Source organism: Ruegeria sp. R8_1 (genome assembly GCF_017743815.1).
Taxonomy (GTDB): domain Bacteria; phylum Pseudomonadota; class Alphaproteobacteria; order Rhodobacterales; family Rhodobacteraceae; genus Ruegeria; species Ruegeria lacuscaerulensis_A.
Genome location: NZ_JAGHRL010000001.1, coordinates 253564 through 271749 on the forward strand (window position 1 = coordinate 253564; position 18186 = coordinate 271749).

The 18186-nt window shown below is 55.6% G+C and carries 23 protein-coding genes and 2 tRNA genes; 13 read left to right on the forward strand and 12 right to left on the reverse strand.

What is annotated here, in order from left to right:
- The first annotated feature begins 34 nt into the window (after positions 1-34).
- From J7380_RS01255 to J7380_RS01270, 4 genes are all read left to right on the forward strand, one after another.
- The gene (locus tag J7380_RS01255; RefSeq protein WP_209194133.1) at positions 35-394 is read left to right on the forward strand and encodes a RidA family protein; all 360 of its coding nucleotides are present in this window, start codon (positions 35-37) and stop codon (positions 392-394) included.
- 79 nt (positions 395-473) lie between these two features.
- Positions 474-857 (forward strand): NADH:ubiquinone oxidoreductase subunit NDUFA12, encoded by a 384-nt coding sequence (locus J7380_RS01260; RefSeq protein WP_170355019.1) that lies wholly within the window; start codon positions 474-476, stop codon positions 855-857.
- 12 nt (positions 858-869) lie between these two features.
- Positions 870-1319 carry an outer membrane lipid asymmetry maintenance protein MlaD gene (gene mlaD / locus J7380_RS01265; RefSeq protein WP_209194134.1) on the forward strand — a complete coding sequence of 150 codons (450 nt, stop codon included), beginning with the start codon at positions 870-872 and terminating at the stop codon, positions 1317-1319.
- A complete protein-coding gene (locus J7380_RS01270) occupies positions 1319-1687 on the forward strand; it encodes a DUF2155 domain-containing protein (RefSeq protein ID WP_209194135.1) in 369 nt (122 codons plus the stop codon). Before mlaD ends, J7380_RS01270 begins: the two co-directional genes overlap by 1 nt.
- Here the strand turns inward: J7380_RS01270 and aat are convergent.
- The 4 genes from aat to J7380_RS01290 all read right to left on the reverse strand — a co-directional run bounded on the left by aat (position 1642) and on the right by J7380_RS01290 (position 4863).
- Positions 1642-2274, reverse strand: coding sequence for a leucyl/phenylalanyl-tRNA--protein transferase (gene aat / locus J7380_RS01275; protein WP_209194136.1), 633 nt, complete (start codon positions 2272-2274; stop codon positions 1642-1644). The two genes, J7380_RS01270 and aat, sit on opposite strands and share 46 nt — an antisense overlap.
- A 48-nt stretch (positions 2275-2322) precedes the next feature.
- A complete protein-coding gene (gene accC, locus J7380_RS01280) occupies positions 2323-3672 on the reverse strand; it encodes an acetyl-CoA carboxylase biotin carboxylase subunit (protein ID WP_209194137.1) in 1350 nt (449 codons plus the stop codon).
- 9 nt (positions 3673-3681) lie between these two features.
- The gene (gene accB / locus J7380_RS01285; RefSeq protein ID WP_209194138.1) at positions 3682-4176 is read right to left on the reverse strand and encodes an acetyl-CoA carboxylase biotin carboxyl carrier protein; all 495 of its coding nucleotides are present in this window, start codon (positions 4174-4176) and stop codon (positions 3682-3684) included.
- A 150-nt stretch (positions 4177-4326) separates the two neighbouring features.
- On the reverse strand, positions 4327-4863 hold the full coding sequence (locus J7380_RS01290; RefSeq protein WP_209194139.1) for a helix-turn-helix transcriptional regulator: 537 nt from the start codon (positions 4861-4863) through the stop codon (positions 4327-4329).
- Positions 4864-5069: 206 nt separating this feature from the next.
- Here J7380_RS01290 and J7380_RS01295 point away from each other — a divergent pair, with 206 nt between their 5' ends.
- The 5 genes from J7380_RS01295 (at position 5070) to J7380_RS01315 (ending at position 10955) form a co-directional block, all read left to right on the forward strand.
- Complete coding sequence (locus J7380_RS01295; RefSeq protein WP_170753900.1) at positions 5070-6365, forward strand: helix-turn-helix transcriptional regulator; 1296 nt, start codon at positions 5070-5072, stop codon at positions 6363-6365.
- Between the two features lie 78 nt (positions 6366-6443).
- The gene (locus J7380_RS01300) at positions 6444-6824 is read left to right on the forward strand and encodes a response regulator (RefSeq protein ID WP_170355027.1); all 381 of its coding nucleotides are present in this window, start codon (positions 6444-6446) and stop codon (positions 6822-6824) included.
- Positions 6821-7123 carry a hypothetical protein gene (locus J7380_RS01305; protein WP_209194140.1) on the forward strand — a complete coding sequence of 101 codons (303 nt, stop codon included), beginning with the start codon at positions 6821-6823 and terminating at the stop codon, positions 7121-7123. The genes J7380_RS01300 and J7380_RS01305 overlap by 4 nt, the downstream gene beginning before the upstream one ends.
- Complete coding sequence (locus J7380_RS01310; RefSeq protein ID WP_209194141.1) at positions 7123-9801, forward strand: ATP-binding protein; 2679 nt, start codon at positions 7123-7125, stop codon at positions 9799-9801. Before J7380_RS01305 ends, J7380_RS01310 begins: the two co-directional genes overlap by 1 nt.
- Before the next feature lie 77 nt (positions 9802-9878).
- The gene (locus tag J7380_RS01315; RefSeq protein WP_209194142.1) at positions 9879-10955 is read left to right on the forward strand and encodes a FliM/FliN family flagellar motor C-terminal domain-containing protein; all 1077 of its coding nucleotides are present in this window, start codon (positions 9879-9881) and stop codon (positions 10953-10955) included.
- Positions 10956-10961: 6 nt separating this feature from the next.
- Here J7380_RS01315 and J7380_RS01320 read toward each other — a convergent pair whose 3' ends face one another.
- The 4 genes from J7380_RS01320 to J7380_RS01335 are packed head-to-tail and all read right to left on the reverse strand — an operon-like array spanning position 10962 to position 13139.
- Positions 10962-11393, reverse strand: coding sequence for a TIGR01244 family sulfur transferase (locus J7380_RS01320; RefSeq protein WP_170753907.1), 432 nt, complete (start codon positions 11391-11393; stop codon positions 10962-10964).
- A 9-nt stretch (positions 11394-11402) separates the two neighbouring features.
- Positions 11403-11834, reverse strand: coding sequence for a DUF6691 family protein (locus J7380_RS01325; RefSeq protein ID WP_209194143.1), 432 nt, complete (start codon positions 11832-11834; stop codon positions 11403-11405).
- A complete protein-coding gene (locus tag J7380_RS01330) occupies positions 11834-12256 on the reverse strand; it encodes a YeeE/YedE thiosulfate transporter family protein (protein WP_209194144.1) in 423 nt (140 codons plus the stop codon). The genes J7380_RS01325 and J7380_RS01330 overlap by 1 nt, the downstream gene beginning before the upstream one ends.
- A 19-nt stretch (positions 12257-12275) precedes the next feature.
- A complete protein-coding gene (locus J7380_RS01335) occupies positions 12276-13139 on the reverse strand; it encodes an MBL fold metallo-hydrolase (protein WP_209194145.1) in 864 nt (287 codons plus the stop codon).
- Positions 13140-13385: 246 nt separating this feature from the next.
- Between J7380_RS01335 and J7380_RS01340 the strand changes: the two genes are divergently transcribed.
- Positions 13386-13601: a hypothetical protein gene (locus J7380_RS01340; RefSeq protein WP_170355035.1), complete on the forward strand. Its 216-nt coding sequence runs from the start codon at positions 13386-13388 to the stop codon at positions 13599-13601.
- A 9-nt stretch (positions 13602-13610) separates the two neighbouring features.
- On the opposite strand, the gene J7380_RS01345 is transcribed toward J7380_RS01340, so the two are convergent.
- The gene (locus J7380_RS01345) at positions 13611-13829 is read right to left on the reverse strand and encodes a hypothetical protein (RefSeq protein ID WP_170355036.1); all 219 of its coding nucleotides are present in this window, start codon (positions 13827-13829) and stop codon (positions 13611-13613) included.
- 162 nt (positions 13830-13991) lie between these two features.
- Between J7380_RS01345 and J7380_RS01350 the strand changes: the two genes are divergently transcribed.
- Positions 13992-14261, forward strand: coding sequence for a DUF2312 domain-containing protein (locus tag J7380_RS01350; protein ID WP_170355037.1), 270 nt, complete (start codon positions 13992-13994; stop codon positions 14259-14261).
- 127 nt (positions 14262-14388) lie between these two features.
- On the opposite strand, the gene J7380_RS01355 is transcribed toward J7380_RS01350, so the two are convergent.
- Positions 14389-15264 carry a hypothetical protein gene (locus J7380_RS01355; RefSeq protein ID WP_209194146.1) on the reverse strand — a complete coding sequence of 292 codons (876 nt, stop codon included), beginning with the start codon at positions 15262-15264 and terminating at the stop codon, positions 14389-14391.
- A 184-nt stretch (positions 15265-15448) separates the two neighbouring features.
- Between J7380_RS01355 and J7380_RS01360 the strand changes: the two genes are divergently transcribed.
- Both J7380_RS01360 and J7380_RS01365 read left to right on the forward strand, forming a co-directional pair.
- Positions 15449-15524, forward strand: a tRNA-Thr gene (locus J7380_RS01360).
- Between the two features lie 745 nt (positions 15525-16269).
- A tRNA-Leu gene (locus J7380_RS01365) sits at positions 16270-16355 on the forward strand.
- A 335-nt stretch (positions 16356-16690) separates the two neighbouring features.
- Here J7380_RS01365 and J7380_RS01370 read toward each other — a convergent pair.
- Positions 16691-17188, reverse strand: a complete 498-nt coding sequence (locus J7380_RS01370; RefSeq protein ID WP_170752270.1) for a hypothetical protein — start codon at positions 17186-17188, stop codon at positions 16691-16693.
- Positions 17181-17921: a response regulator transcription factor gene (locus J7380_RS01375; protein WP_209194147.1), complete on the reverse strand. Its 741-nt coding sequence runs from the start codon at positions 17919-17921 to the stop codon at positions 17181-17183. Before J7380_RS01375 ends, J7380_RS01370 begins: the two co-directional genes overlap by 8 nt.
- Positions 17922-18186: the final 265 nt, after the last annotated feature.

Sequence of the window (18186 nt, forward strand, 5' to 3'; positions counted from 1 at the left end):
GTTCTCCGCGCCGTTTTCTTATGAGGATACTGAAATGATCAAGCGCATCTCATCAGGTGGCGAATTTGAACCCAAGCTAGGGTATTGCCGCGCCGTGGTTGCCGGAGGTTGGGTGCATGTCTCTGGTACGGTCGGGCAGGGTGATACCGTGGTCGAGCAGTGCCGCTCGGCACTGACGGTGATTGAAAAAGCGCTGACCGAAGCTGGTGCAGGCTTTTCGGACGTCGTTCGTGTAACTTACATGTTACCCGACAAGGCTGAGTTCGAGTCATGCTGGCCAATTCTGAGCGAGACATTTGGTGCGAATCCTCCGGCCGCAACAATGATCGAATGCGATTTGATCGACCCGAAATACCGAATTGAAATAGAAGTGACCGCGTATTTGCCGGAATAGGGGGTGCGGTCCTTGTGACACTGGACCTTGGCGCGCCTTTGGTCCATATCTGCGGAAACAGAATTGCCGGAGGCAGCCCATGGGTATCCTGAACAGTCTTTTGCGAGCCGTGACCTGGTGGAACGGGGCCACTCTGAACACGCAGATTTACACTGCGCGCAAGGGTGAAAAGGTCGGCGAGGACAACCAGGGTAATGTGTTCTACCGCAATGCGGATGACAGCAAGCGCTGGGTCATTTTCAATGGCGAAGCCGAGGCGAGCCGCGTCGACCCTGACTGGCATGGTTGGCTGCACCGTACATGGGACGAGCCCCCGACTGACAAACCATTGCCGCACAAGTCGTGGGAAAAACCACATCAGGAAAACCTGACCGGCTCGGCGCTTGCCTATACTCCTGCCGGGTCCCTGCGTCGCCCGGACCCGATTGAACGTTCCGATTACGAGGCTTGGAGCCCCGAATAAACGAGGCAGATTATGTCGAGCTACAATATTTCCGAAGTCCTGGTTGGCGGCGCCGTTTTGGCCTGTGCCGTTGCTTTTGGGGTCTATGCCAGCCAGTCCACCGGCCTGTCGCAAGGTGGTACGGGTTATGAACTGGGCGCATCTTTCCGGTCGCTGGAAGGCGTCGGTGTTGGAACGGATGTACGATTGGCCGGGGTCAAGATCGGCACTGTTACGGACGTAACGCTCAACTCCGAAACCTACCGAGCTGATACGACGTTTTCGATCTCGGACGGTATTCTGGTTCCGGATGACAGCGCGATCGTTATCTCATCCGAAGGATTGTTGGGCGGAAACTTCGTTGAAGTGATGCCGGGCGGTTCGCCCTTCTATTTCGAGCCTGGTGATGAGGTCACGGATACACAGGGCGCGGTCAGCCTGATTTCGCTTCTGGTCAAGTTTGTTGCCGGGGATGGCAGCTAATGCGGCGTCTCGCCATTGTGCTTACCATGCTGGCCGCCACGGGCGCATCGGCGCAGCAAAAGGTCCAGTCGGGGCTGGGTGCGATGCTGCGTGGGTTGGACAAGGTCAGCGGCCAAACCGTTGACGTCGAGATGCGGAACGGTGAAACACAGCCCGTTTTTGGTCTGGACGTCGCGTTGGGCGATTGCCGCTATCCGGCCGAGAACCCGACAGGTGATGCTTTTGCCTATCTCACGATTTGGGAAAATGGCAAGACTGACCAACTGTTTGACGGTTGGATGATCGCCACGTCACCGGCGCTGAATGCGCTGGACCATTCGCGCTACGACGTTTGGGTTATTCGTTGTATAACGCCATCCGGCGATTGAGTTAAGTCAGCGGTAAAATCCGCGCTGGCGCTGATCGCCTCTTCCAGTTCTTGCCGATATTGCGTGCGGGGTATTTCTATCGCACCCAAAGAGGCCAGATGCGCTGTCAGAAACTGGGTGTCGAACAGATGAAACCCTGTTCTGCGAAGCCTGTCCGTCAGATAGGCCAATGCGATCTTTGACGCATCCGTTCGTCGCGAAAACATGCTTTCGCCGAAAAACGCTGCCCCAAGGCACACGCCATAGACGCCGCCTATCAGGGCCGATTCCTCCCACACTTCCAGCGAGTGTGCATGGCCCGTGTGATGTAGGTGTTGGTACAGGTTGCGCAACTCGTCATTGATCCACGTGTCGGCGCGGTCGGCGCAGCCATCGACGACCCCAGCGAAGTCCCGGTTGATCGTGATGGAGAACCCGCAGTTGCGTATGCGCCGTGCCAAACTGCGGGAAATGTGGAATCCGTCCAGCGGGAAGACACCACGAAATTTGGGGTCGACCCAGAACAGCTCGGGGTCATCGCGGTGCTCAGCCATCGGGAAAATGCCGATGGAGTAGCCGTGCAGTAAGAGGTCGGGGGTCAGGCTCATACTGGAATCTCAAAGGGCGAAAGGTAAAAACCCTTCGCCCTTAGTATGTTAGTCTGCCATGTTCTCGGCAAGCCACTTTTCCAGCCAATGGATGTTGTAGTCACCGCTGTGAAGATCAGGCTCTTGCAGCAGGGCGTGGAACAGAGGCACGGTGGTGTCGATACCGTCCACGATCAGCTCGCCCAAGGCACGTTCCAGCCGCGCCAACGCCTCGGCCCGGTCGCGACCCTGTACGATCAGCTTGGCAATGAGTGAATCGTAATAGGGCGGGATCGAATATCCGTCATAGAGCGCCGAATCCATTCGCACGCCCAGACCGCCGGGCGCGTGATAGGCCGTGATCTTGCCGGGGCAGGGTGAGAAGTTTGGCAATTTTTCCGCGTTGATCCGAACCTCGATGGCGTGGCCGTTGATTTCCAGATCGTCCTGGCCGAAGGACATGTCCTCGCCAGCGGCAACGCGGATTTGTTCGCGCACCAGATCGACGCCAAAAATGCCTTCGGTCACCGGGTGTTCCACCTGCAGACGGGTGTTCATTTCGATGAAATAGAACTCGCCGTTTTCATACAGGAACTCGATGGTGCCCGCGCCGATATAGTTGATCTTGGCGACCGCGTCGGCACAGATCTTGCCGATCTTCGCGCGTTCTTCGGGGGTGATGCAGGGGCCGGGGGCCTCTTCGAACACCTTCTGATGGCGACGTTGCAGCGAACAATCGCGTTCGCCCAGATGCACTGCTTTGCCCTTACCATCACCAAAGACCTGAATCTCGATATGGCGGGGCGTGGTCAGGTACTTCTCGATATAGACCTCGTCATTGCCAAAGGCGGCTTTGCCTTCGGCACGCGCGGTCATGAAGGCGCTTTCCATCTCATCCGCGGTCTGCGCGACTTTCATGCCGCGTCCGCCGCCGCCGGCGGTGGCCTTGATGATGACGGGATAGCCGAACTCCTCACCGATACGCTTGGCGTCTTCCAGCGTCGGAACGCCGCCGTCCGAGCCGGGAACACAAGGAACACCAAGGGCTTTCATCGTGTCCTTGGCGGTGATCTTGTCACCCATCACGCGGATATGTTCAGCGGTGGGGCCAATGAAGGTGATGCCGTGGTCCTCGACGATCTGCACGAATTCGGCATTCTCGGACAAAAAGCCATAGCCGGGGTGGATCGCCTGTGCGCCGGTGATCTCGCAGGCCGAGATGATGGCGGGCACGGATAGATAGCTTTGCGGGCTGGGCGGAGGGCCAATGCAAACCGATTCGTCCGCCATGCGCACATGCATCGCGTCGCTGTCGGCTGTTGAATGCACGGCGACCGTCGCAATCCCCATCTCGCGCGCGGCGCGGATGACGCGCAGGGCGATCTCGCCTCGGTTGGCAATCAGGATTTTGTCGAACATGGGCCCGCCTTACTCAACGATGACCAGAGGGGTGCCGAATTCCACAGCGTCGCCGTCACCGACCAGAATACGCTTGATGGTGCCCGATTTAGGCGCGTGGATGTGGTTCATGGTTTTCATCGCTTCGACGATCAGCAACGTGTCGCCTTCTGACACCGATGCGCCGACCGAGATGAACGAAGGCGCGCCCGGTTCGGGCTGCATATAAACAGTGCCTACCATCGGCGAAGTCACGGCACCGGGATGGCTGGCCGGATCTTCCTGCGCTGCGGGAGCCTCGGGCGCGGCAGGGGCAGCGGCGGGTGCCGCTGCAGGAGCAGCAGCGGGAACGGCCATCTGAACCGGCGCGGCCGCAGTCTGGGTCATACGGCTGACGCGGACGTTCAGGCTGTCTTCTTCGCCATACTCGCGTTTGACCTGCAATTCGGTCAGGTCATTTTCGCGCAGCAGTTCAGCCAGAGCTTTGATGAATGCCACGTCCGCTTCGTGTTTGGTGTCTGTCATGAGTGTCCTCGACGGTTCCCCTTTGGCCCGTCTGTGCGTTGCGGGCTTTGGTCTGATTACGCAGCGTTATAAGCCAAGCGCACTGCCATGAAAAGCGCGTCTCGACCTGTCGCGGTGCTGTTTTGGTCGAGTAGTTCAAGCAAAAAGTCGCTAAAGCGGCATTCCAGAGAGTTTCGCCACAAGTTCAGGTAGTTTTCGGGCGCCGAATTTCTCAAGCAGGCGAGCGCGGTAGGCTTCGATAGTGCGGTAACTCAGGCCCAGTTCGACGCCGATTTCCTTGGCGGATAAGCCGCGGCATGAAAGAATGGCAACCTCGCGTTCGCGCTGAGTTAGCTCGACCAGAGGGCGTTCCTCGGAGATGTCGGAAAAGCTCCAGATCCCGTGGCGGAACGGGTCGTCAGGGGTCAAGGATCGTCCACGCGCGCGGCACCAGAACAGATCGCCACTGCGTCGACGCATGACTCGTTCATCCGTGTAGTAGCCTGTCCCACGCATCACCTGCAGACTGCGCGCGCCGATTCTCTCCCAATCCGCGACTGATGGGTAAAGGTGCAGCAGCGGCATATTGCGGTACTCTGTCTCTTCCCCGCCAAACGTGCGCGCGAATTGCAGGTTGCAGCGCCGGATGATCCGGTTCTCCAGCTCTACAAGGCCAATGGGGGCGTATTCGAACGCAGGGTCACTCATTCTTGCATCGTGCCGGGAATTGACACGGAATTGAAGGGGTTGGGCTCAGAAACTGACGTTTGGGGTGCGAGCGTGCGTTCTGTCAGAATTGTTAACTATGTAAACTTAGCTTGAAAACTGGTCCTTAAGTAAAAGTATTTATTGAATAGTTCTGAAAACAGAAGGTAGGTTAGTCGCGGAATATGCCTTTGGGGAGGGGCCGAAACATGCGCGACACACTGACAGGTAGCCGAATTCGCGAGCGGCGTCTGATCGCGGGGTTGCGGCAGGCGGAATTGGCCCGAAAGGTCGGGATATCAGCGTCTTATTTGAACCTTATCGAGCATAATCGCCGAAGGATCGGGGGCAAGCTGCTTGTTGACATTGCATCGGCTCTTGCTGTCGAACCTTCGGTGCTGACGCAGGGGGTCGAAGCCACCTTGATCTCGGCATTGCGGGAAGCGGCGGCGGACGCAATCGGACAAAACGCCGAGATTGATGCGGTTGAGGAATTCGCGGGGCGGTTCTCCGGTTGGGCAGGTGTGCTAGCACAGATGCATCGGCGCGTAGTCTCGCTGGAACGCACCGTCGAAACGCTGTCGGACCGTCTAACCCATGATCCGCATCTTGCGGCTTCGATGCATGAGGTGTTGTCGACCGCCGCCGCCATTCGTTCGACCGCTGCAATTCTGGCTGAAACTCAGGAAATCGAGCCGGAATGGCAGGACCGTTTTCACCGCAACCTGCATCAGGATGCAGAACGGCTTGCAGACAGTTCGAAATCGTTGGTGACTTATCTGGACGATGCTGACTCGGCGGATGACCGACGCGGCGTACCACTGGAGGAGGCGGAGGCTTTTTTCGAGGCGCGCAGTCACCATTTTCCTGAAATCGAAAGCGGCGGCAGCAGCAGCGAAGTCGATCTTGAGGCGCTTGATTCCGCCGCGGTAAAAAGCGTGACCCGCGCGTTTCTGGATGTGTATGCACAGGATGCGCTGGCGATGCCGTTGGAGGCCGTAAAGGCTGCACTTAAAGGGTCTGAACCTGACCCGCTACAGCTGTCGCGGCAGTTTTCGGTGGATATCGCGACCGTCTTGCGCCGGTTGGCTGCTTTGCCGCCGGGCGTTCTGTCGCGACCGACTGGGTTGGTGATATGTGATGCTTCAGGCAGTATTTTGTTCACCAAGGCGGTGCCGGGCTTTGCGATGCCACGCTTTGGCGAGGCGTGCCCGTTGTGGCCCTTGTTTCAGGCATTAAACAGACCTCTTGTGCCCATCCGAAAGCGGATTGTTCAGTTGGGGCGTTCAGCGGCCGAATTTGACTGTTTTGCCTATGCATGGCCGCAAGCGGCTTTGGGCTATGACGACGCACCAGTGTATCGTTCTGTGATGTTGGTGCGATCAGTGGATGAAGGCCCTCAGGATACGCAGAATGTGGCTCGTGTTGGCCCCAGCTGTCGCGTGTGTCCGAACGCTGAATGTGAATCTCGTCGTGAACCTTCAATTCTGAGCGAAGGTTTTTGACAGTTTCCTGACAGACGGCGTAAGCTGGCCTAGACAGGTTTACGGATGGGTAGCCCGTCACGGGGAGGAATACTACAAATGAGCCGTAAGGTTCTGTTAATTGAGGATGAGCCGAACATTGCCGAGGCTATTCGGTTTTTGCTGACGCGCGAGGGTTGGCAGGTTGAAACGCATGCCGAAGGGTTGGACGCATTGCGGGTTATCCAAAGCGCCGACCCTGATCTGGTTATTCTGGATGTCATGCTGCCGGGCAAGAGCGGGATGGAAATCCTGCGCGACCTGCGCGAGCTTGAAGACCTGAAGACCTTGCCGGTTCTGATGCTGACCGCGCGCGGACAGCTGCGGGATCGCGAGATGGCTGAAAATGCCGGAGTCAGTCGTTTCATGACCAAACCGTTCTCGAATGCCGAGGTTTTGACCGCGGTGCGGGACTTGCACGCTCAGGCTACGCGGTCATGAGCATTAGCGAAGATCGACGGCCTCAGGGTGTTCGGCCTTCGCTGTTTTTGGAACGTCAAAGCTATCGCCGTCGCCGGCTGTCGGATGCTGCGCGCTTTCTGCCGATTCTAGGCGCCGCTTTGTTTGCCATCCCATTGCTGTGGCCGGGGTCTGATGAGGCAGGAGACGGCATCCGGCTATCGTCGGCCATTCTTTATATATTCTTATGCTGGGCCGTTCTGATTGGCATCAGTTTGGTTTTTGGTTTTGCAGCCAGACGTATGGCCACTCAAGACGAAACCGATCAGAGACCAGACTGATGGCAACGCTGAACGTCCTGATTCTGGTGTGTTTAGGCTATGTTGTCCTGTTGTTCGGTGTAGCCTTTGCGGCCGACAGGCTGGCAGCTGCAGGCCGTGGGGCGTGGCTGCGATCCCCTTTGTTCTATACGCTGTCGCTGTCGATCTACTGCACCGCCTGGACATTCTATGGCGCGGTCGGGAACGCTGCGCGATCGGGGTTGGAATTCGTGACGATCTACCTTGGTCCTACGCTGGTCATGATCAGCTGGTGGTGGGGGCTTCGCAAACTGGTAAGGGTGGGGCGCAGCCAGAGGGTGACCTCGATCGCAGACCTTATTTCTTCGCGCTACGGAAAATCCAACACCCTGGCGATTTGTGTGACCGTGTTGGCCGTTCTGGGGGGCACGCCCTACATCGCCTTGCAGCTTCAGTCCATCACCCTGTCTTTCTCGATTTTCGCCGAGGCCGATCCGACAGGTCTTTATCGCGAAGGATCCAGTGTGTTTTGGGTCGCTGCCGGATTGGCAGTCTTCGCGATTCTGTTCGGAACACGGAACCTTGACGCCAATGAACGGCACCACGGGGTTGTGACCGCCATCGCGCTGGAGTCGGTGGTCAAGCTGTTTGCCCTTCTGGCTGTTGGAATCTTTGTGGTTTGGGGCGTCGCGGGCGGGCTTGGTCCTATGTTGGACCAGATCGATTCGTCCGAAATCGGTCAATGGAACGTGGATGCGGGGCGCTGGACTACTTTTGTGTTTCTGTCGGCCGCATGTTTCGTCTGCTTGCCTCGGATGTTTCAGGTCATGGTGGTCGAAAATTCGGACGAGGCGCATCTGAGGACAGCCGCATGGGCGTTTCCGCTGTACCTGCTGCTGATGAGTTTGTTTGTCGTGCCCATCGCAGTTGTGGGGTTGGACCTTTTACCCGAAGGATCCAACCCTGACCTTTTCGTACTCACCGTGCCTCTGTCTCAAGGGAATGAGTGGCTGGCGATGCTCTCGTTCATCGGCGGGTTCTCGTCCGCTACATCCATGGTGATTGTCACTGCCATGGCGTTGTCGACGATGGTGTCGAACCATGTTGTCATGCCGATCTGGCTTAGCACGCAAGGGGGGGCAGGATCGGTCTCGGGGGATGTCCGGCATGTTGTTCTTATGGCGCGGCGGATATCCATTGCAGTCGTCATGGCGCTTGGGTTTTTTTACTACCGTTTGTCCGGTGGCGGTGCGGCACTGGCTTCTATTGGCTTTATAGCTTTTGCCGGAATTTCCCAGATTTTGCCTGCCCTTGTGGGTGGTTTGTTCTGGCGCGGGGCGACCCGGACAGGGGCTCTTGTCGGGTTGACCGTTGGGTTTGTGTTGTGGATTTACACCTTGTTGCTGCCTGAGATGGGTGGCGGGTTCATGTCTGGTACCATCATTCAGAACGGTCCTTTCGGTTTGGAGTGGCTGCGTCCTCAGGCGCTGTTCGGGATCGAAGATATGGACCCGATCGTGCATTCGGTCATGTGGTCACTGTCTCTGAACACGGTGGCGTTCTGCGTGGCGTCGTTGCTGAGTTTTCCCAGCCCGCTGGAGCGTTTGCAGGGCGCGCAGTTCGTCAATGTGTTCGACCATTCCGTAGCGCCTCGCGGTTGGAGCGGCTTCGTGGCGCAGAGCGAAGATCTGATGATCATGACCCAGCGTATTCTGGGCGCGGGGCCGGCGCAGGATTTCTTTCAGGCCGAGTCGGAACGGCAAGGTGGACGTTCCAGTCTGCCAGAGCCGACACCTGCCTTTCTGGAACGGCTTGAGCGAGAGCTCAGTGGCTCTGTCGGCGCGGCGACGGCGCATGCGATGATTGGGCAGATTGTGGGTGGCTCGTCGGTCTCGGTCGAAGACCTGCTGGCTGTGGCCGATGAATCGGCGCAACTGTTGGAATACTCCAGCCAGTTGGAGACAAAGTCGGCCGAGCTGACCCGCACGGCACGCCAGTTGCGGGATGCGAATACAAAACTGACTCAAATATCTGAGCAAAAAGACAATTTTTTGGGCCAGGTCAGCCATGAATTGCGCACGCCCATGACCTCAATTCGGGCTTTTTCCGAAATCATGCGCGACACTGACGGATTAAGTCCCGAGGAACAGACGCGCTATGCTGCGATCATCCACGATGAGGCGCTTCGATTGACCCGCCTGTTGGATGATCTGCTGGACCTGAGCGTGTTGGAAAGTGGCAGGGTGAACCTGAACATGGGGGGCGATACGCTGCGCTCGGTTTTGGACCGGGCCGTATCTAGCGCCCTGGCGGGATCAAGCGCTGGTATCGAGGTGCGGCGATCCAAGGCGGCTGAACGTATTCCGCTTCACACCGACCTGGACCGGTTGGGGCAAGTCTTTATCAACCTTATCTCGAATGCGCAGAAATACTGCGACGCGGATGAACCTGTGCTGACCATCTCGGCTCATGACGTTGGTGGGCAAGTGGTTGTTGATTTTGCCGATAACGGCAGCGGCATTCCTCCGGAAGCTCGTTCAATGGTGTTCGAGAAATTTGCCCGTGTGAGCGGTGAAAAGGCCGGAGGCGCGGGCCTGGGCCTGGCGATTTGCCGCGAAATCATGCAGCGGCTGGGGGGCGAGATCACCTATCTTCCCGGTCAGGGCGGCGCTGCGTTCCGGGTCCGTGTTCCATTGGCCTACCGTCAGGCAGCTCAGTAGTGGGCGCGTAAAGACATTCGTAACCTCCGCTGGGTTAGACCAGATGTCAGGCACAGGAACGAAGGGCGGTTTTGGGAATGACGCAACCGATCGGCACGGCGTTGGCGCGCAAGCTCTCGGCAAGTCAGGAGGAGCGGGGTGACAAACCGCGCTCTGTTCTGCGGGCTCTGCGATTGGCATTCGCACGAGCGGCAGGGGATGTGATGCAGCTGCCGCTGACGGTGATCGGCGCAAAACAATCATGTCGACCGGCGGATACATTGGCTGAAGTTGCCAAGGATGACTGGCTTTTCGTGCTGTTGGGAAATGGGGATGGTGTTTCAGCGGCCGTGTGCCTTGATCTTGGCGCAGTGTCTGCAATCGTTCAGGTGCAGACATTTGGGCAGGTCATGTCGGACCCGCCTTCCGCGCGCGTGTGCACGGATACGGATGCGGCCATGGTTGCACCTCTGATCGAAGAGGTGCTGACCCGCGCATCCCGTATCGTCGAATCCTCGGGCGATCAGGCCGGTTTGACGGGGTATGAATACAAGGCGCGTTTGCCGGACAAGCGCACGCTGACACTGGCTATGGTCGAAGAAATTTATGACGTATACGAACTGACAGTCGAGCTTGGCGGAGGAGTGCGACAGGGACAGATTTCCGTGTTTCTGCCGGATCGTCAAAAAGATGGTGACCTTGATGACCCCGACGAACAGGTCGCAGGCCCCAATCTCGAGCAGTCGTCGGGCGTATTGCGAGCGGAACTGAACACGGTGATCTGCCGTATGTCGTTGCCCTTTGCGTCATTGTCTGGGTTGTCGGAAGGTGATGTTCTTCCGCTGGTCGGGGCGCGTGTGGACAAGGCCGAAGTCTTGACGATTGACCGATCACGGGCTGCTGTGGGTCGCTTGGGTCAATGTGGCGGAATGCGTGCGGTGCGATTGAACGAACACGAAACTATACCCAGCCCGCTAAACGCGACTGAACATGAGTTTCTTGAAGCCCGATCACCAATGGCGCAATCCAAGCCCGAGCATGATCTTGAAACAGATATTGTTCCGATCACCCCAAAGGCACTGGAAACGATTGAGGGTGAGTTGACCCTGGGCGACTCAGATCAGATTGCAGCCGAGATTTCAAAGCTTGCGGGGCTGGATGGCAAACCTGACTAATGCTGCCTAGTCGCTCACGCTGCGAAGTTGATCCAGCGCCGGTCTGAGGTTCTCAAGCGCGTAACCGGCCTTGGTAGTTGCATCCAGAATGTCATCCGTGCTCATCCGGTCACATTGCCCAAGGGCCCAGACAACCGAACAGCGCGTGCCCGAGGCGCAATAGGCCAGAACCGGGCCGCTGCAGCGTTCGGCAAGTTCTCGCTGAAGGGCGACGTTTTCCGGCGTCATCGTCTGGTGGGTCAGTTCCAGCACTTCGTATTCCATTCCAGCCGCGCGAACCGCCTGTCCAATCGCGTCAGATTGCAGGTCCATCGGAACTTCGCTGTTGGGTCGGTTGCAGATAACCCGAACAAAGCCCAAATCAGCAATGGTCTGAACGTCCTCGACCGAAATTTGCGGCGAGACAGCGTAGCGGGGGGTAATTGGTCGAATCTCCATGACAATTGATTAGGCCGGGTTTGCGGATCTGTCCAGTTGCGCCCCGACGACGGGTGCGGCGAACATCCCGGCAATCATGGCGATCAGGAACACCACTCCACCGATGCCACCATAGGTGACAGAGGCAATCGCGGGACCGGGGCATAAGCCGGACAGACCCCATCCCATACCGAACATAACGGAACCTGCGACCAGGCGACGATCCAGCTCGGGTGGGGACGCTTGCGGGTACTGCCCCCCTGTCAATGGTTGACCGCGCGCGGCGATTTTCCAGGCGACCAACATCGGCAGGATCGCTCCGCCCATTACAAAGGCAAGCGTCGGGTCCCAGTTGCCGAACACATCCAGCCAGCCCTGCACCTTCGTCGTGTCGGTCATGCCCGAAATCAACAAACCTGATCCGAACAGTGACCCAGCCAGCAAAGAGATCAGAACGCGCATCAAACCCATCCCAACATGTGTCGCAGCAGGAACAGAGTTACAGCACCTGAACCGATATAGATAAGCGTTGCCACGATACCGCGAAGCGAGAACCGCGAAATACCGCAAACTCCGTGCCCCGAGGTACAACCATTCGCGATCCGGGTTCCGACACCAACCAGGACTCCTGCGATTATAACGACAGGCAGATTGCCGGTCAGATGAGTTTGCGGGGCAGGGGACATGAACAGCCACAGCACCAGGGGCATTCCGATCAGCCCCGCGACAAAAGCCAGCCGCTCGGCGGTGCGATCCGTGCTGTCGACCAGCCCCCCGAGGATTCCGCTGGCCCCCATGATGCGACCGTTCCCAAGCAGGTAAACTGCGGCGCCCAAGCCGATCAGTAGGCCCCCCGCCAATCCCCACATCCACGCGATTTGCATTGTTTGCCCTCTTTCGACGCTAAAGTTTGTTGATGGGAAGCTTCAGAAAAACATCACCTTTTTCGTCCGCAGGCGGCATCTGACCTGCCCGCATGTTGACCTGCAGAGACGGCAGGATCAGGCGTGGCATACCAAGGGTCGCATCACGCGCGTCGCGCATCTCGACGAATTCCTCGACCGGTCGTCCCTGACCAATATGCACATTCAGAGCTTTTTGCTCGCCCACTGTTGTCTCCCACGCGTATTCGTCCCGACCGGGTGCTTTGTAGTCATGACCGACGAACACTCGGGTTTCATCCGGCAGAGACAATATTTTTTGGATCGATGCATACAGCATCTCAGAAGACCCCCCAGGGAAGTCACACCGCGCAGTGCCGAAATCCGGCATGAACAACGTGTCGCCGACAAAGGCTGCGTCTCCAATCACATAGGTCAGGCAGGCGGGTGTATGGCCCGGTGTGTGCAACACATCTCCGCGCATCTGGCCCACGTGAAAGCTGTCACCTTCGCGGAACAAGGCATCAAATTGGCTGCCATCGCGCTGAAACTCGGTCCCTTCGTTGAAGATCTTGCCGAAGGTTTCCTGAATGGTCACGATTTGGTCGCCGATACCGATTTTGCCACCAAGTTCCCGCTGTAAATATGGAGCAGCCGAAAGGTGATCGGCGTGCACGTGGCTTTCCAAGATCCATTCTACTTTGAGGTCGTGCTTTCGGACGAAGTCTATGATCATGTCGGCCGAGTTCGTGTTTGTCCGCCCCGAGGCATGGTCAAAATCCAGAACGCTGTCGACGATCGCACAAGCTTGACCTTCGGGTTCCTGAACCAGATAGGACACCGTAAATGTGTCTGTATCAAAAAACGCTTTCACCTTAGGTGTCATTTTGCTCTCCGTCCGTGCCTCAGTATTCATATATTAAATGCGGAATATAAGGCAATCAACAGTTCGTGACTTGATGTCTGTCAAGGCAGCTTAGGCTGGATTGGCATAGAATTTAAACAATCCGCAAAACCACGCGATGACCGGGCACTTGGCAGGCGAGTTTTCGCCCGTAATCGGGCTAAGATCGGCAAGTCTTAAAACGGTTACCTATATGAGGTTAATCAGACAGCATTTGGGAGGATGAACATGTCTACAAGCAATTTGTATTCCGAAGCTGAGCAGCTTGAAGCGAAGTTGCAGGGTGCCTGTCTTGAGACGCGGCTGGCTCTTCAACCCAGCGTGACCAAAATCATCGAGCGTATGCGTCAGCAAGGTGTCCACATCCCATCGCGGTTGCGGCGTTTGGATGCGGCGTTGTGCGAAGACGCGATGGAAGCGCGATTTGATAATCTGCCAGTCTAAGGCGCATTCTCAACTGAACGAAATTCCAAGTATCACAAGCATCAGCCCGAGAACCGACAGGAAAAGCGAACCCAGGTTCCAAGGCAGAACGCCCTGAACAACGGCGCGCAACTCATCATCCGACAAACCGGACTTGCGCGCCTTCATCACCCGTAAAATGCACCAGACCAATCCCAGAAGGCCTGCGAGCGAGAGGGCAGCACCGCCCCAAGTGATGATTTGAAACATGGTTCCCCACAAACGGTTCACTGATTTCCTCAGCGCTTATCGGATCGTACTGCGTCACACAAGCCTGACCATGGATTGCGCGCTTGCGGTAGGTTCAGAGGCAAGGTATCCCGCGAGAGCCGCTGTTACAGCATCAAACCGCAATCGCTGAGAGAGACGAAAATGGAAGATATGACCGAAGATCAGGCCACCGCCAACTATCGTGTGACAGCGGGTGAATTGCGCCAGTTCATTGAACGCTTCGAGCGATTGGACGCCGAGAAAAAAGACATTGCGGAGCAGCAAAAAGAGGTCATGGCCGAGGCCAAGGCGCGTGGCTACGACACCAAGGTCATGCGTAAGGTTATCGCTTTGCGCAAGCGTGACCAGGATGATATTGCCGAGGAAGAAGCTGTACTTGAAATGTACAAAGAAGCGCTGGGTATGAACTAAGTAATTCCGAGGCCCTTACAGCCTAATTTAGCGGGCGACAGGTCCCTATTTGACCGAAATTGTAGGGGCAGTAGAGGTGGCATCTCGATCATTGAGGTGCAAAGAATGCGTTTTTCGATTTGCTTGTCTACGGTCGAAGAAAGCGGACGCCGGTTGTGGTCTCCAACCGGTCGATATCCTGTTCGTAAAGCTCTGAAAACGCGTCCACAATATCCGAATTCCAGCCAGAAAGGTCGAGTTCTTCTTCGATTTTGTCCGGCTGCGCATTCTCTGTCAGAATCAGTGCAAGGGCGTCCGTGATCTCACCGCGAGTCAGGTTTGAATCTGGCTGCGTTAAATCTGCCGCCTTCTGTTTTCCTTCGTCCGTCAGCAAAGACAGAAGCAGATCGAATTCCTTGTTGATCGGAGTATCGTCCGGCAGACCCGCAATCGCGCGGATAATGTCGCCCCAAATGAACGGCGTGTCTTCGTTGCACCAAAGCGTTATTTTCACGTTGGGGGCAAGGTCGCGAATATCGTCAATCATACCGATCCAGCTGAGACAGCTCAGGTCAGTATTATCGATAACCGCAGCGCGTTCCGCTTCTGGCAATGACATTAACAACTTGGGGATAAAGCTCCCAAGGTTTTTTAGGGCCAAAAAGATCTCGACCTGATGGCCGTGAAACGCGTGCTCGAGCAGGGCCATTCTTTCGCCCGCGCGTGGGTAAAGCTGCCCGTCCAAAAGAGTTGCTCCGCGATCACCAGCGAACTCGTTGCTCAGGAAGATCGCGCGCTGTGCGTTTTCGTCCGAGGGTAACACATTTCGCAACCGATCCTCGCCTTTTGGGGTCAAAGAGCCCGAGTGCAACGCCTGAAACACCGGATTAAAAACTTGCCGAAATCTTCTGGGGCCAAAAAATCGGGTTCCTGTTTGGGACAGAGTTGTATTGTTGGTCTGTAAAGACGTAAGTAGCCGGCCTTCGTCGGTAAAAGCAGCACCAGCGTGGATGGCAACCTGCATCGTTGGTATACGTCCTTACGTCTTTGGCCTTGTCTGCCGGATTACAGTCTGAGCGTGGTACAGTCAAACCCGAGCTATTGCAAAGCGCTTGCCGGATTGGACAAGAAGAAATCGAACTTTCCTTAAGCAAGGATGAAATTTGAGGCTTGAAGTCCCTCGCCAGAGCCATTAATCGACACGCAATGCCCCTATAGCTCAGCTGGTAGAGCAACTGATTTGTAATCAGTAGGTCCGCGGTTCGAGTCCGTGTGGGGGCACCACTTACCTTGTCAACTCATTGATACACATCGGCTTCTTAAGAAAGCTGCGCAGGCAACGGACATTTCAGTGCCCTTCTGTTTCAAAAAGAACGTCACATACTATTCTGATCGAGGAGTGCCGCAGGACCTCTCACATCACTGTGACCCATCGAAAATCACCTACTCTCTGAGGATCCGGCCGGCTTCAGTGGCAACCCAACGTCAAAGACGGGCTGCGGAACAACTGGACGAGTACAGGTTCCACTTGCGGGTTCAGAGTGTGGATCGGCCCAGGAAACACCGTTTGAGGGTTGCCTTGGGCGGTTAAGCTGGGGAAAACCCGCCGCCTGTGAGCGAGACTGTGAAGTTCTCGGACACAGTGGGCATCTATCGCTTGTTTTCAGTGCGTTGCCGAATATGCCTCGATCAATGCCTCGTCTATGTTGCCATCCGTGCATTGTAGGCGTGCTTAGTCTATCGATCTAAGATCAGGTTTGTGGTCTTCGTAAGTAGAGTTTCATCTCTAAACCGAGATTCATTTGCCGAGATGGACAGCACAAAGGGCGTCAGCAAACGAAGAGAGCGGTCTGTTCGAGTGCGCAACTTGAAATTCTTTGCCGGGTCAAATCGATTCAGATTGCTAGATGTTTGAAGCAATATTCTTGAGGCTGCGTCTTTTAACACTTCAGGTCGCCGAAAGCGCATTGTACTCATAGCCTTGTGGCCGTATTGAGATTTTCAGGACCGAGTTAGGCCCGACACGCTCGCCCGCGTGGTGGAATGGTAGACACAAGAGACTTAAAATCTCTGGGCCGAAAGGCCGTGCCGGTTCGAGTCCGGCCGCGGGTACCAACTTCTTAGGCGACAGCAAGATTTGCGCATGCCTGAGACCAGCCAGAGGCCCTTCGCCTCGCTGTCGTAAATCTGGGTGCCCGATGGATGGTTCTCGGCTAGTAGGTGCACTGCCGTCTGAGTGAGTTCGTGGTTATCTTTGATCGCCGCTATCGGCCATGTTTCGATTGGATTCTGAGAGACCTCAGAATGTGCCATGAGACGACCAGTTTTGTTTTCTTGACTGCGCGGACCTTCAGCAGGTGCTATTAGGTAATAAAATGATTTAAAAACATCTACTTAAAATGCATCGCCCTAAGGCTTTCGGGCTCGTTCCCAGCCATCAGCACCATTTGTCATACCGGAAAGCCAAGCTGCCCAATAAGTCGCCAGATATCGCGGTTGGCTTCGGACAATTGGGTGACAACTTTTTCAATTTCCCGCATGGCCTCGTCATCGACTGTGTCTTCACGTCCCAGTCTGATGTCGGTTTTTCGGTCAGCGATGCGCATAAGAATCGTTTTTGGATTCCCGCTGTCTGGATCGAAGGAATAGATGCAGTGATTATACCGATTCCGGATGCCAGACAGTTTAGACAGGCGGTGTGTGTGCTCGAGTATCGGGTCCCGTATTTCGGCAGGCCGCCCTTCCATTTTGGCTAGACGTTCTACAAGGTCGATGCGCGCCCTTGTTGTGTTCAAGGTTAAAAAGATGATGACAGCTGTGTCTTTGGGCGTGCCAGACAGGCCAGCGATCAAATGGATCAAAAGGCTTTCGGTGTTGGTCCACATGTAATTCAGCCTGCCGACAAGCAGGATGAGACGATCGAAACGGGCTTCAAAATCTTCAGTCAATTGTCGTGTGCTGCGCCTCTTGCGGGGCGACCTCAAAAAAGAACTGTGCCGCCGCAGTTCGATTGCTGACACCGATCTTTCCCGCGACATTGTGTATATGTAACTTCACCGTATGTTCAGTGATCCCAAGATTTGATGCAATAATCTTGTTGCTTTGACCTTTTGAGACCAATCGCAACACCTGCTTTTCCCTTCGCGTCAGTTTGGAATAAAGCGGGTGCGGGTCTGTCGTCTCAACCGAATGTTTCTGCGTTGGAGTGGTTGTGTTGCACACTGAGTTGGCGAGAAAACTGGGAAGATAAAGTTCTTCATGTAACAGAAGGCGAAGGATCGACCGCCACGCGTCGGGTGCAATATTCATCGGCAGGTAACCTATGTCCCCGTGTGCACCGGGATCCCAACGGTCAAATACAAACCGAGCCGCATCTTCCTTGCGATACGCAAAAACAAGACTACCCAGCCCTGCGCTGTCCTTATAATGTTGCGGGCGGGCCAGAAAATCTTCTGTCAACATCTGGTCAACAATCAAAATTCTTCCGGGTCCATTGTTTTCCGATTCGTAAATTGGCAGGGACGCAATCGATTCGAAGCGATGCGTAGAGACACCAAATTCAGATTGAACACTTTCGATGGTCTGCTCTGAATAAAACAGTTCCTTGCCGATGAAATTGATTGAGAACTCTTCCAATAAATATTGACTATTCAGGGTATTATCCTGAAGCGGAATGTTCATAACCTCCCCCTTATCACTACCACGCCACACAAGCGGCGAAATCATTAACTGAACATTAGATTAATATTAACTGAATATTAACGTACTTGGGGAGATGACCATAGAAGAAAGTATAATTTTCTTCCGTACCCGGTCGTTCAATTGTGAATAGTTCTAGAACTTTCGGATAGGCGTCATCGGTGCGATTTTCCAAATTAAATCTGGATATTTGCGGGAAGTAACTTGCAGGTTTTAAACCAATTTTTTGTTTCATCTTAACTGCTCG

Excerpts from the sequence above, each read along its gene's own strand:
- J7380_RS01270 (WP_209194135.1), top strand. The coding sequence starts at position 1,319 with ATGCGGCGTCTCGCCATTGTGCTTACCATGCTGGCCGCCACGGGCGCA.
- J7380_RS01305 (WP_209194140.1), top strand. The coding sequence starts at position 6,821 with ATGAGCATTAGCGAAGATCGACGGCCTCAGGGTGTTCGGCCTTCGCTG.
- J7380_RS01300 (WP_170355027.1), top strand. The coding sequence starts at position 6,444 with ATGAGCCGTAAGGTTCTGTTAATTGAGGATGAGCCGAACATTGCCGAG.
- J7380_RS01355 (WP_209194146.1), bottom strand. The coding sequence starts at position 15,264 with ATGCAGGTTGCCATCCACGCTGGTGCTGCTTTTACCGACGAAGGCCGG.
- J7380_RS01310 (WP_209194141.1), top strand. The coding sequence starts at position 7,123 with ATGGCAACGCTGAACGTCCTGATTCTGGTGTGTTTAGGCTATGTTGTC.
- J7380_RS01340 (WP_170355035.1), top strand. The coding sequence starts at position 13,386 with ATGTCTACAAGCAATTTGTATTCCGAAGCTGAGCAGCTTGAAGCGAAG.
- mlaD (WP_209194134.1), top strand. The coding sequence starts at position 870 with ATGTCGAGCTACAATATTTCCGAAGTCCTGGTTGGCGGCGCCGTTTTG.
- aat (WP_209194136.1), bottom strand. The coding sequence starts at position 2,274 with ATGAGCCTGACCCCCGACCTCTTACTGCACGGCTACTCCATCGGCATT.
- J7380_RS01325 (WP_209194143.1), bottom strand. The coding sequence starts at position 11,834 with ATGCGCGTTCTGATCTCTTTGCTGGCTGGGTCACTGTTCGGATCAGGT.
- J7380_RS01345 (WP_170355036.1), bottom strand. The coding sequence starts at position 13,829 with ATGTTTCAAATCATCACTTGGGGCGGTGCTGCCCTCTCGCTCGCAGGC.
- J7380_RS01260 (WP_170355019.1), top strand. The coding sequence starts at position 474 with ATGGGTATCCTGAACAGTCTTTTGCGAGCCGTGACCTGGTGGAACGGG.
- J7380_RS01295 (WP_170753900.1), top strand. The coding sequence starts at position 5,070 with ATGCGCGACACACTGACAGGTAGCCGAATTCGCGAGCGGCGTCTGATC.
- J7380_RS01330 (WP_209194144.1), bottom strand. The coding sequence starts at position 12,256 with ATGCAAATCGCGTGGATGTGGGGATTGGCGGGGGGCCTACTGATCGGC.
- J7380_RS01350 (WP_170355037.1), top strand. The coding sequence starts at position 13,992 with ATGGAAGATATGACCGAAGATCAGGCCACCGCCAACTATCGTGTGACA.
- J7380_RS01255 (WP_209194133.1), top strand. The coding sequence starts at position 35 with ATGATCAAGCGCATCTCATCAGGTGGCGAATTTGAACCCAAGCTAGGG.
- J7380_RS01290 (WP_209194139.1), bottom strand. The coding sequence starts at position 4,863 with ATGAGTGACCCTGCGTTCGAATACGCCCCCATTGGCCTTGTAGAGCTG.
- accB (WP_209194138.1), bottom strand. The coding sequence starts at position 4,176 with ATGACAGACACCAAACACGAAGCGGACGTGGCATTCATCAAAGCTCTG.
- accC (WP_209194137.1), bottom strand. The coding sequence starts at position 3,672 with ATGTTCGACAAAATCCTGATTGCCAACCGAGGCGAGATCGCCCTGCGC.
- J7380_RS01315 (WP_209194142.1), top strand. The coding sequence starts at position 9,879 with ATGACGCAACCGATCGGCACGGCGTTGGCGCGCAAGCTCTCGGCAAGT.
- J7380_RS01335 (WP_209194145.1), bottom strand. The coding sequence starts at position 13,139 with ATGACACCTAAGGTGAAAGCGTTTTTTGATACAGACACATTTACGGTG.
- J7380_RS01375 (WP_209194147.1), bottom strand. The coding sequence starts at position 17,921 with ATGAACATTCCGCTTCAGGATAATACCCTGAATAGTCAATATTTATTG.
- J7380_RS01320 (WP_170753907.1), bottom strand. The coding sequence starts at position 11,393 with ATGGAGATTCGACCAATTACCCCCCGCTACGCTGTCTCGCCGCAAATT.